This is a genomic window from Arenibacter sp. F20364 (assembly GCF_023015905.1).
In the GTDB taxonomy this organism is placed as follows: Bacteria; Bacteroidota; Bacteroidia; order Flavobacteriales; family Flavobacteriaceae; genus Arenibacter.
This window is the reverse complement of the sequence record NZ_JALKBD010000006.1, coordinates 99,375-115,952: the sequence shown is the minus strand read 5'-3', so window position 1 is coordinate 115,952 and position 16,578 is coordinate 99,375. Positions and strand designations below refer to the sequence as shown.

Below are 16,578 nucleotides of genomic sequence, written 5' to 3'. Positions count from 1 at the left end.
ATTGGCCATAATGATTGCACATGTGCGTAGGATCATTGCTCACAATTGATGTTTAAAAACTACTGGTCTAGGCCTATGAATTTGAGAAATCTTTATCGTAATTACCAGGAGGATACTACTAGTTCTTTAGGGTACAATATAAGCACAAATAAACAAACTTAAAACTCATCAACCTTCCTGTTTTTGAATATGGCGGTAGGGCTTAAGCAGAAAATCCAAAATATTACTTAAGCTTTTTTTAAGTCAAATAAGGTGAAGCACGATCTAAATTTAATATGTATATTTAAAAATAGTTTCTTAAGATCTATATGGTTTGTTTAAATCGCGGCCGGCAAGAGATCTGATCCTTTGGGCAAAAGATTATAGGCCTAGAGTAACAACTAATAATAGCAGCCATTATTTATTAAAATGCATATGAAATATAGATTAAGTTCTTTTATTAAATGTCAAATAAGTGGCTTATGTATAGTACTATTCATATTAGGGTGTAAGGAAAAGCAGGAAAAGGATGCAAAGATTGAATTGGAGCAAGGTGGTCTTGAGCAAAAACCAGAATTGTATCAAAGCAGGGAATTTACAAAACCAGCCCTCTTTCCCTCAGGAATTGAGGGACCTGCAGTGGATGCCAGCGGGGTACTGTACGCCGTTAATTTTGAAAAAGCCGGTACCATAGGTCAGGTGGATGCTAACGGAGAGGCGTCGCTATTTATAAACTTGCCTGAAGGCAGCATTGGCAACGGTATCCGTTTTAATAGCATGGGCCACATGTTCATAGCAGATTATACCAAGCACAATATCTTTAAGGTGGACATGGATTCTAAAGAGGTCACTGTTTTTGCCCACAATAATACTATGAACCAGCCAAATGATGTTGCAATAATGGACAATGATATACTCTTTGCCAGCGATCCGGATTGGAAGAATTCAAAAGGGCAGATATGGAGAATAGACACAGATGGAAGCATCGTGCTGTTGGAAGGGGATATGGGAACCACCAATGGAATAGAGGTTAGTCCCGACAACAAAACACTGTATGTAAACGAATCGGTACAGCGCAATGTTTGGGCCTACGACCTTTCTCCTACTGGGGATATAAGCAATAAACGGCTTCTTATCAGATTTGAAGATTTTGGAATGGATGGCATGCGCACCGATGTGAAGGGCAATCTGTACATCACTCGGCATGGCAAAGGAACTGTGGTCAAGGTGTCGCCCGAAGGCAAAATTCTACAGGAAATCGAACTGAAGGGCAAAACTCCTTCCAATATTGCCTTTGGAGGAAAGGACGGCACTAAGGCCTTTATAACCCTTCAGGACAACGGCAATTTTGAAACCTTTGATACGGAAGATCCAGGAAGGGAATTTGTAATGAAGAAGTAGTTTTTGAGTATCCATTTTAATAGTCTTTAAGACTAATCTAAAGTGATATTGGGCGTAACGGTTGAGGCTTGGAATTCTGGTTTCCACTAGGATTCAACAATTGAATCGGGAGCTATTTTAGGATGGATAAATTTTCATATATTCATGTTTCGGACAATAGATAATTTAAAAACCAGCGCTTGGCGGGTTTTAAAGTATCATTGACTGCAAAACAAAAATTTAATACAGAATACGGATAATCATAAATTTTAAACCATGGAAAACAAAACAACAAGAAGAGCATCTTTTAAAAAATTAGGAATGGGTTTGGCGGCTATGTTCGGAATAGGTGCTGCGGCTAGGGCAATGGACGGAGGTTCAAAACCAAAAAAGGAAGTTGTGGGAGACATCGTCATGGACCAGGATATACCTTTGTTTTCAGGAGGTGTAAAACATGGAAACACTCTTTATATAGCGGGTAAAGGGGCACACGTGGAACCTTATGAGATCAAGGCACATACGGAGATTGTTTTGCAGGAGTTGGAAAAGGAGCTCAAAAAGCATGGTTCTTCCATGGAAAAGGTTTTGAAAGTAAATGTGTATTTGGCCGATTTGGCGGATTATAAGGGAATGAACGAAGTGTTCAGGGGCCGTTTTGGACCAAATCCTCCAGTAAGGACCACAGTGGCCACCTACGGGGGCGTACCTGGAAATTCTTTGGTTGAAATGGACTGTATAGCTGCACTGGACTAAAAGATTTAAAAATTATGAGGGTCAATATTATTTTACAGTTCTTTTGCTTTTTTGTGTTGAATTCCGTCGTTTTTGGACAGACCATTCCCAAGGAGGAATTGATTTTTCTGACCTCTGAATGGAAAGGGGAACGCTTTGATGACGGCCGCCCTAAAATTCCGGACGATCTTTTGGAACGGGCAAAAAAAATTGGGATCGATGATGCATGGACCGTCCTGGAAAACGAAGGATATAAAAATCAGTTCGAAGGCAATTGGAAAATGGTACACGATGAGGTTCCAGTTGTAGGTAGGGCACTTACCGCCTTGTTTATGCCCAGTAGGCCCGATGTGGAGAAAAGCATTAAGGAAAGGGGTATTAATTCGCAGGGCAGGAAGGGCAATACCAATTCATGGCCCATAGAGGTGCTCAAAAAAGGTGATGTATATGTGGCCGATAGTTTTGGCAAGATAGATGCCGGTACCCTCATGGGAGCTACCTTGGCAACCTCTATTTATAGCAAGTCCGGAAACGGTGTAGTTTTTAATGGTAGTGCAAGGGATTTGGAGAGTATAAGCAAGATCGAAGGCTTTAATGCCTTTGTACGCGATTTTCACCCCTCCTTTTTGGAGGAAGAAGTACTTATGGGACTCAACACCCCCATAAGGATAGGGCAGGTAATGGTTTTGCCGGGAGATCTTGTCCTGGCAAAAAGGGAGGGAGTATTGTTCATTCCCGCACATTTGGCCGAACAGGTAGTGGGCACCGCAGAATTTGTAGCCCTTAAGGACCAGTTTGGTTTTGAAATGGTGAAGTCCAAGAAATATTCCACTGGAGAGATAGACAATGATTGGAACGAACAGCTAAAAAAGGAATTTTTTGCCTGGTTGGACAAACATCCGGAATTGGTAAAAATGTCCAAGGAGACTTTGAATAAGATTTTAAGCAAAAGGACATGGTAATCGGAGGAAATACATGGATAAAGCGTGTAAGTAGCAGCTGGATATTACCCATTTTTGCCTTGTTAATTTTGATGGGGTGCAAACAAAATGTTGATCCACCCAAGTCCCAAACAACAGCAGACATGATGGCGGAAGGACAAGATTTGATTACAATCGACGAAGTTCAGCGCGCCGTGTCCACCGTTAATGAAGCCATGGTAAATCCGAGCACAGAACTCATGGACAGCTTATGCGCTGATGAGCTCACCTATGGGCATTCCAGTGGGCTGATCCAGAACAAGGCAGCGTTTATAGATGATATAGTGAATGGGCCATTCGATTTTTTGTCTTTGGAAGCTGCTGATCAGACCATCACTATTTCTGGTAATACGGCAATAGTTCGCCATATTTTTTTGGCCAAGGGCACCAAGGCAGGCGAGCCTGCAGATGTCCGTATAGGAAATACGCAGGTTTACCAAAAAGCCCGCGATGGGGCACTTAAACTTTTGGCCAGACAGGCTTACAAGTTGCCCAATTAAAACTAAACCACCTAAACTGACCAATTTTGAAAAAACCAACTATTTATTCCATATGCCTTGGTATGGCCGCTATATTGCTGCTAGTAATTTTAGGCATGATCTTTTCACAAAATTTAGAAAGGGCAGGTCTTTTAATAATGGCCTTTTTTGCACTGCTGGCCCTTGGCTTCAGTGGGTATAAATCTTTGAACAGCTATGTTTTTACCGCCTCTATATTTGCCGGGGTAGCCCTAGCTCTTTATTATCCACAGTATTTTCTTCAGATAGGCGATTTTAAGCTTACTGGGCTGATCATACCCTTGATCCAACTTATTATGTTCGGTATGGGAACCTCTATGAGGATTAGTGATTTTGCCGAAGTTGTCAAGGCTCCTAAAGGAGTTATGGTCGGGGTCACTGCACAGTTGGGCATTATGCCTATCATGGGCTTTGTGCTGGCAAAATCTAGTAATTTCCCTCCAGAGATTGCTGCAGGAATCGTGCTGATAGGGTGTTCCCCCAGTGGGGTAGCATCCAATGTAATGGCATATTTGGCGAAGGCCAATCTGGCCCTCTCCATCACTATTACTTCTATATCAACACTTCTTGCACCCTTTGTAACACCATTGCTAATGAAGTTTTTGGCTGGGGAGTTTATAGAAATTGACGTATTGGACATGATGTGGAGTATAATAAAGATGATTATTCTGCCTCTTGGAGCCGGTATACTCTTAAACCGTTTGAGAGGGGACAAGGGAAAATGGTTGGACAAGGCACTTCCGGTAATTTCCATGTTCGGTATTGGGCTTATAATTGTGGTCATAACGGCCGCAGGGAGGGACAGCCTGTTGGATATTGGGGGAATCTTAATGCTATTGGTGCTGATCCATAACCTATTTGGGTATATGCTTGGATATTGGTATGCACGACTACTACGCTTAAACGAGCAGGATTCACGTACCATTGCCTTGGAAGTGGGGATGCAGAACGGGGGCCTTGCTTCGGGTATTGCAAATTCATTGGGCAAGATCGCGACCATGGGTCTGGCTCCGGCCGTATTTGGACCCTTGATGAACATAACGGGATCCATTCTTGCTTCCTATTGGCACAAAAGACCTCCAATAGAGGGTCGTTGATACAGATTTAAAAGTTAAATTTGAGCAAACCATAAACACCTAAACAGTAATAAATTGATTATGAATGGATTAAGAGTAGCTCTGCTTCTTCTGGTAATTGCAAGTTGTGGGAAAAAAGAATACAAGGATAAAATTTATGTAAAACCAGAAATTGTAAGGGAAGCTCCTTCAGATTTTCTTTCTCCTGAGGAAAGTCTGAAAAAGTTTTATCTGGCAGAGGGTTATAGGATAGAATTGGTAGCCTCTGAACCTATGGTAAATGAACCGGTAGCCATTGCTTGGGATGGGGATGGGAAGATGTATGTAGCCGAAATGGACACCTATATGCAAAATGTGGATGGCGATGGTGAAGACGAACCTATTAGTCAGATAAAACTCTTGGTAGATGTTGATGGGGATGGAAAAATGGACAAGAGTACGGTATTCATAGACAGCCTTCTTCTTCCTAGAATGATTTTGCCGCTTGATGACCGACTTATTGTAAATGAAACCTATTCGTATGATCTATGGAGCTATAGGGATACCGATAATGATGGTGTGGCCGACGAAAAGATCAGAGTTTACGAAAATCCAAAAAGAAGGGGAGGTAACCTTGAGCACCAACAAAGTGGTCTGGTATGGAACTTGGACAATTGGGTATATACCACCTATAACCCATTGCGGTTCAGGTTCAATAAGGACGGGATAAAAGTAGATTCCTTGGTAGATGGTTCCAGTGGGCAATGGGGCTTGACCCAAGATGATCTTGGAAATATGTATTATTCTTCTGCGGGTGGAGAAACAGCCGCTTATGGTTTTCAAGTTCCCCCTATCTATGGTGAAGTAAATTTGGAAGGGCAAATTTCAGAAGGTTTTATGGAGCCATGGCCAGTAGTTGGAACGCCTGATGTTCAGGGCGGTGCGGAATTAAGATTGAAGGAAGATGGTACCTTAAATAAATTTACTGGTGTAGCCGGCCAAGAAATATTTAGAGGTGATAAATTACCTCCATCCACTTATGGGGATCTGTTTATTCCAGAACCGGTGGGCAGATTGATACGCAGGGCAAAAATAAAAAATGAGAACGGAAAAAAAGTGTTGTACAATGCTTACGACCAAGCCGAGTTTTTGGCGTCTACAGATTTGAACTTTAGACCGGTCCAAGCGCAAACAGGACCAGATGGAAGTCTTTATATTGTAGATATGTACCGCGGTATCATTCAGGAGGGCAACTGGACCAGGGAAGGAAGTCACTTAAGACCTGTTATTCTTCGAAAAGGATTGGACAAGAATATTGGGAAAGGAAGGATTTATCGTATTGTCCATGAAGAGATCGAACCTAGTGGAAAGCCCCAACTTTTGAATAAATCGGCAGAGGAGCTAGTGGATTATTTAGGACACCCCAATGGTTGGTATAGGAATACGGCCCAAAAGCTGATCATTTTAAAAGGGGATATGGGTATTGTACCCAAGCTAAAGGCATTGGCAAGGGACAACGAGTCTTTTTGGACGGACAACTTTGGGGATAGGGACTATCCCATTGAAAGGATCCATGCACTTTGGACCTTAGAGGGACTTGGGGTTGTAGACAAGGAGTTGATACTTGAAAAGCTTAACGATGTTGATCCCAGGGTTCGTATTACGGCAATAAGATTGAGTGAGGAATTCTTAAAAAAAGAGGATCAAGAGGTTTTTACGGCCTTGGCCAAATTGCAGAAGGACAGCGATATCAATGTAGTCAATCAATTGACCCTTAGTTTAAGGTATTCCAGTAGCCCTGAGGCCTCCGATTTACTGAGTGTTATTTCAGGAGAATATGGAGACAATGAGCTGGTGGCTGCTTCCGTAACCTTGGGATTAAAGGCCAAGGATTCGGATTTGCTAAGATTAAAGCAAAGGCTGGCCAATAAGGGCAATGGTCACAAATGGAGGGCCTTGGATGGTTATGACATTTACAAACAGACCTGTGTTACCTGTCATGGTCAGGACCTAAAAGGGGTCCCTAATGGAGAAAATTCCCTAATCGCACCGCCTTTAATAGGTTCGCCTAGGGTTACCGGCGATAAGGAAGTGCTTGTAAATATCATTTTAAATGGACTAACGGGCCCTATAGATGGAAAGGAATACGGCATAATGTTGCCCATGGGAAGCAACGATGATGATTGGATAGGCCATGTGGCTACCTACATTCGTACCATGAACGATACTACCATGGTACATGAAAATGAGGTTAGGGATATCCGTGCCAAAAACAAGGATAGGAAAAACTACTGGACCTTAAAGGAATTAATGAAATAATATAAAATGGGGGCAAGAGGATAATTATAGAAATATTCGTTGCCCCCTTAAATTGCTTGTTTCCAATTTTTCTGTAACAATCATATTCTTTACGGCATCTTCCAAAGGAGTAGGAACCGTCGTATTATTTATTATGGCCAAGGTAAAAAGATCAGCTTGGATTGTGTATTGGTTACAGATGTCAAATTCAATGGTCTGGCACTCATCGTCTATGGTGACCCATATTTTGGCAGGTTTGTCTATTGGGGGATTAAAGGGCAGTTCCAATTTTATATTTCCTTTGGTTCCAAAAATCTGCGCCTGTTGATTTTCTGCCAATAGTGTGGAGCTGAAGAATACCGAAGTACCAGTTTCAAACTCCAGTATTCCTGAGGCTAATACATCTACCATAAAATCTGGATGGTAATCTATAACGGCGGAAATACTTTTAGGTTCCGCATTGAATAAAAAACGTGAAAGGGAAATGGGGTACCCACCAATATCCATTAGACTTCCACCGCCAAATTCTTTTTTATTTACTATACTATTGGGATCATCGTCATAAAAGGAGAAGGAAGATTGAATGGTTTTAATTTCACCAATTACCTTGTTATCCACTAATTCCTTAGCCTTTATCCATTGGGGGTGATGTCTAAACATATAGGCTTCCATTACCTTTAGGTGAGGGTATTTTTTGGAAGCCTTTAATAATTTTTCAGCTTCCTTACTGGATAGTCCAACGGGTTTTTCAACCAGAACATGCTTATCAGCCTGCAAAGCCTTAATGGCCCATTCTACATGTAGATGATTGGGCAGCGGAATGTATACGGCGTCAATATCTTCATCAGCCAATAATTCCTCGTAAGAACCATATGATTTTGGAATTTTGAATTGCGCGGATATATCTTTCGCCTTCTCCAAATTTCTGGAGGCAATAGCATGGACCGCGCCATGTAGGCACTTGAGCATTGCCGGAATTACGTGCTCCGTTGCAATATGGGCAGTGCCCAAAATTCCCCATTTTAGTTTTTTGTCCATCAATTTTTTAAATGACCTGTGTTCCTGCGAACTGGTCTAAATATTCTTTTACCTTTTCCCTTTCCCCGTTTTCAAATTTTCTCAATGGTAAGGCCATATGGTCCTCGCAAATGTCCATTACCGATAGGGCACATTTGATGCCCTTGGTTATTCTAGAAGCATTCTTGCCTACGCAATAAATACTGCTGTTTACAAAGGCCACCTTATTGCGAAGTATTTTTATATCCTCTAAATTATTCACCACAGAGGCGTTGTAAAGATCAACAAATAATTCTGGCAGGAAATTAGCACCCCCTGCAACGGCCCCATGACCACCATATAGTATAGTCTCCGGTAAAAACATTTCTGTTCCTACAATGATGGAAAATTCCGGAGTCTCCTTAAATGCTTCAATCAGCGAGTAGAAATAGGACATATCACCTGAGCTGTCCTTGATACCTATGGCACCCAATTCCTTAGCCTTTTTTACGGTCTCCAAGGAAAGGTGTAGTTTGGTACAGCTTGGCATATTGTACATCATAACAGGCAAGGACAATTGTGGAATTAAACGCTCCAAATAATCCATCATTTCTTCCTGCGATATTGGAAGATAATAAGGAGGGGCTACCACCACTGCATCTGCACCAACTTCTTTTGAGTGGGCTGCAATGTCCAAGGAACCGCTAAAGGAGGTATCGGTTATTCCTACCAATACGGGAACCCTTCCACGGATATATTTACAAGCCTTTGTTATAAGCTCTTTTCGTAATTCATAACTAAGACTGGGAGCTTCCCCATTGGTGCCCAAAAGGAAAATACCATGTACACCTCCAGTAATAAGATGCTCAATAAGTTTTTCCAATCCTTTTTCATCCAATCCACCGTCAGCGTTAAGGGGGGTAACCATTGGGGGAATAATCCCTTTTAATTCTAATGCCATATATTTTTTTTAGTTGGAACAAAGTAAATTTAAAAGGCAAGGGTGTACCACAACTATATTATTTAAAACAGATAATATATTGACCATTGTGCCATTTAACGCAAGGTTTTGTGGGAATTTATTTAGGCCTTATTTCTTAAGTGTATCTCCAATATTAGTATTTATTGGGCCTTTGGGCCATAAGTTGGTTTTCAAGATTAATGATCCTATCTATATGCTTGTTGGCCAATTTTTTATGTAGCGCATCAAAGGGAAGTATAGGATTACGAACATTTGGGGTTTTATAAATGCCTTGGCGATATAATAGACGTTTAAAAAAATGTATGGAAATGTCCAGGTGTTGGTTGGAAAAGGCCAACACTGGAATTATCTGCCCAAACAGAGCCTCTGCATCTTCCGTTTTACCTTCTGTGAACATACGGTATATGGAAGTGTAAATGAAGTGCATGCCAGTAGGCATAAAGGCATGTACACCTCTCTGTAGCCCTTCCATCATTTGGGTAACGGCCCAGCCCCCACTAACGTTCAATTGTCCCTTGGTCAGATCTAAAATTCTTGAATATTTGGGACCCGCTGGTACGGTTTCAATTTTTAAACATCGAAAGGCAGCCACTTTTTCGAATAATTCACATATAAGGTCGTCCGATAGGCCATAACCGGTAGCATCCCAATCTTGTAGCATAATCATTTCCGGATCAAGGGCCGCCAATTCCATAAAATGTTTTCTGAACTGTTGCTCCTCGATAAAAGGAATTTGGAATAGCACATTCTTACAACCTAGATTTATATAGGCCTTTAGAAGTTCCCTGCTTTTGGATAGATCATGTTCCCCTGCACCTCCAATTACGGGTATCTTGTCCCCTACAGTTTCTAAAACCGTCGATAGCATTTCCAATCTTTCCGAATGGGATAATTTATATACTTCCGCGGCCATGGCGGGCACCAAAATACCGGCAACCCCGGCCTTTAATGCTTCTTCTACATTGTTCTTTAAGGCAGCATGGTCAATGGTATCCACCTTGGTAAAGGGAGTGTTGAGCACGGTAACAATTCCCTTTAGGGGTAAGAGCTTTTTTTGGGTCAACATCTTATTATTGTTTAATAAGCCAGACATCGGTTACCCGTGATTGTTTTCTCCAGTTGAGGTGTTCCTCATCGGGCTTGTCAAAGCTTATTTTTAATTGGCCATCCTTGATCAAATCTTTTTGAAGCGGAAATTCTTTAAATTCCTCAAAACCCTTTTCATATTTGGTAGGTTTTAGGCGTTCTCCATTGGCTCTTAAAAGGGCCTCCCCATATCCTGAAACACGAATTAAATAATTGGAATTGAGATCCAAATCACGGTATTCCAAGGTAGGGGTAAATTGGAATAATTGGGTGGAGAGCCGCTTTCTACTTAAACCATCGTTCTCCCATAGGAAGTCTATGGCATCATCGGTTTTTGAGCTTACATGTTTGGCATCCGCACTGGAAATATTGTCGTAAAAACTGCCTTCTCCCGGAGATTCATAGTTTTTAATAAAATCCAATCGCGCCAGCTTTTCGGCTTCCGACTTTAATTCGTCAATTTTTTTAAATTCGTCTTCCAACCACCATCTATTGTTCAAAGGATAATCTATAAAATCTAAAATGGCCCCTCTTTCTGCACTACGTGCCTGATATTTTTCCACGCTGGTCTGCGCTCCTATGGATTGAAATAGCTTTTCCCCATATTCAAAAACCTTTTCCTTTAGGTCTTGTGATACTAATTCCGTATCTGTCTTCTTAATATGTTGTAGGGCATCGCTCATAGCTTTGTCGGCCCCAATGGTATTAGCCTGAGCCAGTATTTCATAAGCTTCGGCCTCCAACCTTTTTTCGTAGGCAAGTCGGTCCTGAATATAAGCATCGTAATAGGCCCGCATAATCAATTGTTGCCACCTCCAATTACTTGCCAGATCGGGATTGTTTTCTTCCAAGCCTTTCCACAATGTCAAAGTTTCTTTAATGGAATTGTTGTCCAAAATGGGTCCGTCCCAATTTTTTTCCAAATCAAATATGCCTTGTGCCGCTTCCTCGGCTACCTTTGGACCAAAGAAGAATTGGGTGTATTCATAGATGATATCTTGGGGATTTTTCTTGGAATCCCAACCCAATTGGCTCCATAATACTTTATTAACATCGTCATGGGAACCATCGGAATAGGTAATAAAGCCATCGGTATGTTTGGTATCCCTCCTAAAAAGTTGGGTGTACATGAGGGGTTGTGGATTAATAGGCTCCCTTCCCAGGGTCAATCCATAAGCCTGATCCCAATTATCTACTGGATAATGACATCTAACGGTGTGGGTGATATCGGGGTAAAAGCGATGCAGATATTTTTTTGGCAACATTTCCCGTTCCAAATCTATAGGCGGACTACTAGGGCCGTAAACAACCCCTTTAAGCCAATCAGGACTGTCAGATTTAAGGTAGTTAAAAAAATATTCTACTTTTTCTTTATTAAACCCTTGAAGTGAAACCCAAATACCGGCATTTGGATGGTATTTGTGCAAAATCTCCGACAAGTCGTTTAAATAAGGTATTAGTTGGGCAGGATGATTTTCCCCTGGATCTCCGCCAGGAACAAATACGCCGTCCAATCTTGGGCATTTTGCATAAAAGGCCTCTTGTTCTGCAAGTCCGTCCTGATGTGCATTTTTTATGGTGAGGTCATGGGGAGCTGGCGTCCAGACCCAATAATCGGCATCGTATTTCTCGCATATTTTGCTTAGTTCCACTTCCATGATCTGGGGATCTACCTTAAAGTGGGGACTTGAATCGGGCTCTTGAAAAGGGATGTTTTCAAAACTATTCGCCCCAAAAAGAACTTGTTCCCTAAAATGTTGATCAAACTGCTCCACAGTCCAGGCATCCCAGGAATTGGCGGTATTCCTGTAGCCGAACTGATGTCCGCGAAGGGCATATTCCGGGGATTCGGAGAAATCAATATTAGGGGTCAGTGTTATTATACCATTTTCCATTTTGGCCGTTCGCAAGAGTTTACCTATGCCGTAAAGGATGCCCCGTTTATCTGCAGCAATGACCCATAGGATATTTTTGTCGGCATCATTTTGATGTAAAATACGATAGCCTTCTTTTTTTAATTCGGGGGTATTTTCGCCATCACGGGCAGGTACTTTTATTCCATACAATTCCTTTTCATTGGCCAAGGCCAGGGCAATGGTAGTTTTGGAATCCCAATTATTGTTTAATCCGAGTTGAAGATCGGTTCGTTTTTTAATTTCTTCCAATAGAACGTTGGCGGCCGTTTCTTGGATCGGAGATTTAATCTGGGCCGATATTACAATGTTTGCTTGGGAAAGGTCCAAGGTTTTCTGCTGCTCTTTTTCGCAAAACAGCATACTGCCAATTCCAATAAATACCAGCCAAAATTTTAGTTGTCTTTTCATCTTGTTAGACATTTTTTATTATACTGTTTTTTGAGAGCGTTGTTTTAATCTATGTCCTTTACACATCGTATTCCAACCGGATATACGTGTATTTTTTCTGGCAACACATAATAGCGCTGTGAGGTACGAATAAAGGAGTGGTTGTTAAAATTGGATCCGCCCCGCATTACTTTGTAGGTTTCGCCATATTGTTCCATAGGTACTGTATTGCCGGGGTAGGGTTTATACCAGTCCGAGGTCCATTCCCACACACTCCCGGCCATATCATAGCAACCATAGGGGCTGGCAGGTTTGGCTATGGACGTTCCGCGTGTCTCTTTTTGGTCCCAAACAACGTAGGTGTTGTCATAGGTATCTCCCCATGGAAATACACGGCCGTCTATACCCCTTGCTGCCTTTTCCCATTCTTTTTCTGTAGGCAAACGTTTGCCTGCCCATTTAGCATAGGCGTCCGCTTTGGACCAGGTCACTACTGCGGCATTGTTCTTTTTTTCCGGGGGGAATTTAAAAGTGGGGTCAAATTTGGCAAACTCCGAATTGCTTACCTCATATTTATCTATAAAGAATGCCTTTGTACTTGCAATTTGCTGAGGTCGTTCATCCGGATCGCCATAGACGCTGCCCATAATGAATTCACCGGCAGGAACATAGACCATTCCCTCGGGAGGAGTCGGCTTTTCTTGCCCTACTACATAAAATATATGTACTAAAAAAGTGAGAAGTGTTAACCAAGATTTCATACGCTTCCTATTATTTGTGATTACCATTTTTCATCAATAATACCGTAATACCTACCAAACCAATAATTTCTGATCATGGCAGCGGCGGTGCGTTCTTCCTCGGAACGTACCATTTTAAAACTGCCATCTTTTTGGGGAATTTTAAATTCCTTGGTATTGCGTTCAAATCCCCACATGTCCTTAATGCCCTGATTTTTCTTTTCGGTAAAAATGTCCTCTCCTGTAAGTACTTTATAGACCATCAAAAACCAAATATTGCTTTCCCATGTAAACTCAATATCCTTCCAATCGTACCAATGTCTGTTTAAATTCATACGGTATTTATTTAGTAAGTTGGGGTCGTCCTCTAGGCGCATAATCATATAGAGGGAACGGGCCGCATGGTAGTCGTCCCCCACATTCCGCCATTCTTTGGGGAATAGTATTTTGGAATTAATTTGGTGGTCGTCGTAATGATAGCGGTCTATAAGCATGTGGTAGGCGGCATTGTACCGTTCCTTGCCTGTAATGTGATGTGTTACCTTAAGGGCGGCCAACATTTCCAATGAATTGAGTTCTTGGTGCGGAAGGTTAGGGCAGAAGTTGCCCCACAAGGTCATTTTTCCGTCCAGATCCGTAAGTTTAAAATTATTGTCCACCACCCTTCCTATAAATCGGTCGAGGAGGCCTGCTGCTTTCTCCTTGTATACCGCATCTGCACATAGTTCCCAGAAAGTTCCCACACCGTAAAATATGGAAGTAAACTTATCGGCGCTTAAATCGCCCAGCCAGCGGTAACCAGGCATGGAGGAGGATTGGTGCCATTCATGGTACCAAAAGACTTCTTCGTGCCAAAGGGGTTCGTTGGTCCTATTGAAACTCCGTGCCACCAATCCTTCAACGCCTGTAACTTTTTCCAGTTTTAATATAGCCTCGAAGATGTCATTGGCTATTTTCCTGTCCTTTGGGTCTCCTGTAATAGCGTACTTATGGGAGTAGGCGGCCAGCATTTCGGAAGTGGGATCAAGACAATCGGCCTGGGAACCAACTATTGGTTGTTCCAGTCCCGCAGGAGGAAAAATAACGTGTTGCATTATAGCGCCTTCGTTCCAATGGTTTCCTAGCATCAACTTGTCGAACATTTCCACCTTTTTGTATAGGGGGTCAGTTTTCTTTGGGAATTCATTTACTTTTTGGGCAAGCAGGCCATGGTTTATAAAAGTGAAAACCGAAACCAATGGCAATAAACAATATTTAAACATGGCTAGTTCCTATTTGTGTGCGTTTAAATTTTTCGTCAAAATGATTCTTCCTCTATTTCATTAATGCAATAATATTAACTCATTTTAATCAATAAAACCAATTAAATATTAGTTTGGGTTAATATATAATGTACAATAAGTAATATATATTATATGGCTATTGTAAAGTGTTCTTCTTTTATGGAGAGGATTGGGGAATTAAAGGAATTTGGGCTCCTATTTGCAGCTTACATTATGAATCCCATTGTTGTTTGCCGGCGGTATTATTTGCTTTTAAATTCTCTGGAAGTTAGTTGTTTGTAAGAGCATAACTTTTTTTCGGAAAGAGAGGGGAGTGTAACAAAAGTTGCTGTGGACATTAAATGCCTGGCCTATCTTTACACTATAAATAAATGTTTTGGTTGGTTGTAAAAGGAAACGGTCATTGTAAAAGGTGACGGTTTCCTTTTTTAAACAAGTACCTTAGTTTAACGCAAAAATGAAATAATATGTCTATTTTTAGTACACTTTTCGGAACAAGCAAAGAGAAATCGGATAAAATTGAAATTTTGAATCAGGCTGACTTTTCAGCCGCCATAGCGGGTAAAAAAGTACAACTTATAGATGTTCGTACACCTAATGAATATGGTGGCGGTCACATAAAAAATGCTGTAAATGTTGACTTTTTCAACGCCGCAGGCTTTGAAAGATACTGTGAAAAAATGTCCAAGGATAAGCCTGTGTACCTGTATTGTCGTTCCGGTGCAAGGAGTCAGAGAGCTGCGCATAAATTGATAGGTATGGGATTTGAAAAAGTATATGACCTGAGGGGTGGCTATATGTCCTGGAGATAATATCCTTTCTATCAAGAATTTATAAATTTGGCTTAAATTAACGCTATGAAATTAGCACTCAGTGTTCAAAATATAAAATGTGGGGGTTGTGCTAAAACAATTACCACCAAATTATCGGAATTGGAGAATATCTCGGAGGTTATGGTTGATGTAAACTCGGGAACGGTATCTTTTGAATCGAACAACGTTACGGCCACACAAAGGTTAAGGGATACCCTTAAAGTTTTGGGCTATCCTACACTGGATGCCAAAAACGGATTGGGAGATAAGGCCAAATCCTTTCTTAGCTGTGCGGCGGGAAGGATGATAAAGGGATAAATCCAAAAAAAAATTAGCTTTATGAAGTATCTATCTTTCTTGACAATCCTTTTAATCACCCTGGTTAGCTGTAAGGAGGCTAAAAAAACGGAAACTATGCCTGTGGAAACGATGGTAGAAAACTCATCGGCTGATCAGGCAAAGATGCATCCAGGTAAAAAGATTATTGAGACAGAGTGCTATTTATGTCACAATCCTAAAGCATCAGAGGTCAGCATGATTGCACCTCCCATGGTGGCTATTAAGAAGCATTATATTGATTCAACAACTACCAAGGAACAATTTACAAAAGCTATTGTGGGTTGGATCAATGATCCAAAGGAGGAAATATCCAAAATGCCAGGTGCCATAAATCGATTTGGGATAATGCCCTATCAACCCTATCCCGAAGAAACCATAAGTCTTATTGCCGAATATATGTACGACTATGAAATTGCACAACCTGAATGGTTCGATGAACATTTTCAGAGGGAGCATGGTAGAAGAATGGGCAAAGGAAAGGGAATGGGTAAAGGAATGGGCAAAGGAAAAGGAATGGGTAAAGGTATGGGAAATGGAATGGGCCCAGGTTCCAAACATAGAGTACAAAAGGATTATGGGGATATAGGCCTGGGTTATGCCTTGGCTACAAAGGCAGCACTGGGGAAAAACCTAATGAAGGCCATACAGGAAAAAGGTACGGATGGAGCGGTAGAATTTTGTAACCTTAGGGCCATAGAATTAACAGATAGTATTTCTGTTATGAACAATGCCCAGATTAAAAGGGTTTCGGATAAACCTAGAAACCCGGACAATAAAGCCAACAAAGAGGAATTGGGATATATCGCTACTTTTAAAGAACAGGTCGCCGCGGGTATCGAAGTGGATCCCGTAGTAGTTCCTGGTAATGAAGAAGTAACGGTATATTATCCTATAACTACAAACGCCATGTGCCTCCAATGCCATGGGAAACCCAACGAACAGGTCAAACCTTCTACTCTGGCCACTTTAAGTAGATTATACCCGGAAGATAAGGCCGTTGGCTATAATGTAAATGAGGTCCGTGGAATATGGAGTGTGGTTTTTGATAAAAATAAGTAGATATTTTTTTTGGCCTTATATAGGTTGAAAGTCCTT

General features: G+C 41.4%; 15 protein-coding genes. 9 read left to right on the top strand and 6 right to left on the bottom strand.

The features are described from left to right. The first annotated feature begins 414 nt into the window (after positions 1–414). The 6 genes from MWU84_RS06715 (at position 415) to MWU84_RS06690 (ending at position 6,963) form a co-directional block, all read left to right on the top strand. The gene (locus tag MWU84_RS06715; RefSeq protein WP_246899796.1) at positions 415–1,380 is read left to right on the top strand and encodes an SMP-30/gluconolactonase/LRE family protein; all 966 of its coding nucleotides are present in this window, start codon (positions 415–417) and stop codon (positions 1,378–1,380) included. A gap of 255 nt (positions 1,381–1,635) precedes the next feature. Next, positions 1,636–2,112: a RidA family protein gene (locus MWU84_RS06710; RefSeq protein ID WP_031446015.1), complete on the top strand. Its 477-nt coding sequence runs from the start codon at positions 1,636–1,638 to the stop codon at positions 2,110–2,112. A gap of 14 nt (positions 2,113–2,126) precedes the next feature. After that, the gene (locus MWU84_RS06705) at positions 2,127–3,053 is read left to right on the top strand and encodes an RraA family protein (RefSeq protein ID WP_246899792.1); all 927 of its coding nucleotides are present in this window, start codon (positions 2,127–2,129) and stop codon (positions 3,051–3,053) included. After that, positions 3,047–3,571 (top strand): nuclear transport factor 2 family protein, encoded by a 525-nt coding sequence (locus tag MWU84_RS06700; protein WP_246899788.1) that lies wholly within the window; start codon positions 3,047–3,049, stop codon positions 3,569–3,571. Before MWU84_RS06705 ends, MWU84_RS06700 begins: the two co-directional genes overlap by 7 nt. 26 nt (positions 3,572–3,597) lie before the next feature. After that, positions 3,598–4,686, top strand: coding sequence for a bile acid:sodium symporter family protein (locus tag MWU84_RS06695; RefSeq protein ID WP_246899785.1), 1,089 nt, complete (start codon positions 3,598–3,600; stop codon positions 4,684–4,686). Between the two features lie 60 nt (positions 4,687–4,746). Continuing rightward, positions 4,747–6,963 carry a c-type cytochrome gene (locus MWU84_RS06690; protein WP_246899783.1) on the top strand — a complete coding sequence of 739 codons (2,217 nt, stop codon included), beginning with the start codon at positions 4,747–4,749 and terminating at the stop codon, positions 6,961–6,963. A 24-nt stretch (positions 6,964–6,987) separates the two neighbouring features. Here MWU84_RS06690 and MWU84_RS06685 read toward each other — a convergent pair whose 3' ends face one another. The 6 genes from MWU84_RS06685 to MWU84_RS06660 all read right to left on the bottom strand — a co-directional run bounded on the left by MWU84_RS06685 (position 6,988) and on the right by MWU84_RS06660 (position 14,311). Next, positions 6,988–7,980: a Gfo/Idh/MocA family oxidoreductase gene (locus MWU84_RS06685; RefSeq protein WP_246899780.1), complete on the bottom strand. Its 993-nt coding sequence runs from the start codon at positions 7,978–7,980 to the stop codon at positions 6,988–6,990. Positions 7,981–7,987: 7 nt separating this feature from the next. Next, positions 7,988–8,899 (bottom strand): dihydrodipicolinate synthase family protein, encoded by a 912-nt coding sequence (locus MWU84_RS06680; RefSeq protein ID WP_246899778.1) that lies wholly within the window; start codon positions 8,897–8,899, stop codon positions 7,988–7,990. A 154-nt stretch (positions 8,900–9,053) separates the two neighbouring features. Then, positions 9,054–9,986, bottom strand: coding sequence for a dihydrodipicolinate synthase family protein (locus MWU84_RS06675; protein ID WP_246899776.1), 933 nt, complete (start codon positions 9,984–9,986; stop codon positions 9,054–9,056). A gap of 4 nt (positions 9,987–9,990) precedes the next feature. After that, a complete protein-coding gene (locus MWU84_RS06670; protein ID WP_246899773.1) occupies positions 9,991–12,330 on the bottom strand; it encodes a hypothetical protein in 2,340 nt (779 codons plus the stop codon). 44 nt (positions 12,331–12,374) lie between these two features. Continuing rightward, a complete protein-coding gene (locus tag MWU84_RS06665) occupies positions 12,375–13,070 on the bottom strand; it encodes an SUMF1/EgtB/PvdO family nonheme iron enzyme (RefSeq protein ID WP_246899771.1) in 696 nt (231 codons plus the stop codon). A 20-nt stretch (positions 13,071–13,090) separates the two neighbouring features. Beyond that, the gene (locus MWU84_RS06660) at positions 13,091–14,311 is read right to left on the bottom strand and encodes a hypothetical protein (RefSeq protein ID WP_246899768.1); all 1,221 of its coding nucleotides are present in this window, start codon (positions 14,309–14,311) and stop codon (positions 13,091–13,093) included. Positions 14,312–14,799: 488 nt separating this feature from the next. On the opposite strand from MWU84_RS06660, the gene MWU84_RS06655 reads away from it, so the two are divergent. Genes MWU84_RS06655 through MWU84_RS06645 form a run of 3 tightly spaced genes read left to right on the top strand, consistent with a single transcriptional unit; the run spans position 14,800 to position 16,542 of the window. Further along, a complete protein-coding gene (locus MWU84_RS06655; RefSeq protein ID WP_246899765.1) occupies positions 14,800–15,144 on the top strand; it encodes a rhodanese-like domain-containing protein in 345 nt (114 codons plus the stop codon). Positions 15,145–15,189: 45 nt separating this feature from the next. Next, positions 15,190–15,462, top strand: coding sequence for a heavy-metal-associated domain-containing protein (locus MWU84_RS06650; RefSeq protein ID WP_246899763.1), 273 nt, complete (start codon positions 15,190–15,192; stop codon positions 15,460–15,462). A 21-nt stretch (positions 15,463–15,483) separates the two neighbouring features. Further along, complete coding sequence (locus MWU84_RS06645) at positions 15,484–16,542, top strand: DUF3365 domain-containing protein (protein WP_246899761.1); 1,059 nt, start codon at positions 15,484–15,486, stop codon at positions 16,540–16,542. Positions 16,543–16,578 lie beyond the last annotated feature (36 nt).

Bases quoted from the DNA above. Each gene is read 5' to 3' on its own strand.
- MWU84_RS06715 (WP_246899796.1), top strand. From the start codon at position 415: ATGAAATATAGATTAAGTTCTTTTATTAAATGTCAAATAAGTGGCTTA.
- MWU84_RS06645 (WP_246899761.1), top strand. From the start codon at position 15,484: ATGAAGTATCTATCTTTCTTGACAATCCTTTTAATCACCCTGGTTAGC.
- MWU84_RS06690 (WP_246899783.1), top strand. From the start codon at position 4,747: ATGAATGGATTAAGAGTAGCTCTGCTTCTTCTGGTAATTGCAAGTTGT.
- MWU84_RS06700 (WP_246899788.1), top strand. From the start codon at position 3,047: ATGGTAATCGGAGGAAATACATGGATAAAGCGTGTAAGTAGCAGCTGG.
- MWU84_RS06675 (WP_246899776.1), bottom strand. From the start codon at position 9,986: ATGTTGACCCAAAAAAAGCTCTTACCCCTAAAGGGAATTGTTACCGTG.
- MWU84_RS06685 (WP_246899780.1), bottom strand. From the start codon at position 7,980: ATGGACAAAAAACTAAAATGGGGAATTTTGGGCACTGCCCATATTGCA.
- MWU84_RS06680 (WP_246899778.1), bottom strand. From the start codon at position 8,899: ATGGCATTAGAATTAAAAGGGATTATTCCCCCAATGGTTACCCCCCTT.
- MWU84_RS06665 (WP_246899771.1), bottom strand. From the start codon at position 13,070: ATGAAATCTTGGTTAACACTTCTCACTTTTTTAGTACATATATTTTAT.
- MWU84_RS06650 (WP_246899763.1), top strand. From the start codon at position 15,190: ATGAAATTAGCACTCAGTGTTCAAAATATAAAATGTGGGGGTTGTGCT.
- MWU84_RS06705 (WP_246899792.1), top strand. From the start codon at position 2,127: ATGAGGGTCAATATTATTTTACAGTTCTTTTGCTTTTTTGTGTTGAAT.
- MWU84_RS06655 (WP_246899765.1), top strand. From the start codon at position 14,800: ATGTCTATTTTTAGTACACTTTTCGGAACAAGCAAAGAGAAATCGGAT.
- MWU84_RS06660 (WP_246899768.1), bottom strand. From the start codon at position 14,311: ATGTTTAAATATTGTTTATTGCCATTGGTTTCGGTTTTCACTTTTATA.
- MWU84_RS06710 (WP_031446015.1), top strand. From the start codon at position 1,636: ATGGAAAACAAAACAACAAGAAGAGCATCTTTTAAAAAATTAGGAATG.
- MWU84_RS06670 (WP_246899773.1), bottom strand. From the start codon at position 12,330: ATGAAAAGACAACTAAAATTTTGGCTGGTATTTATTGGAATTGGCAGT.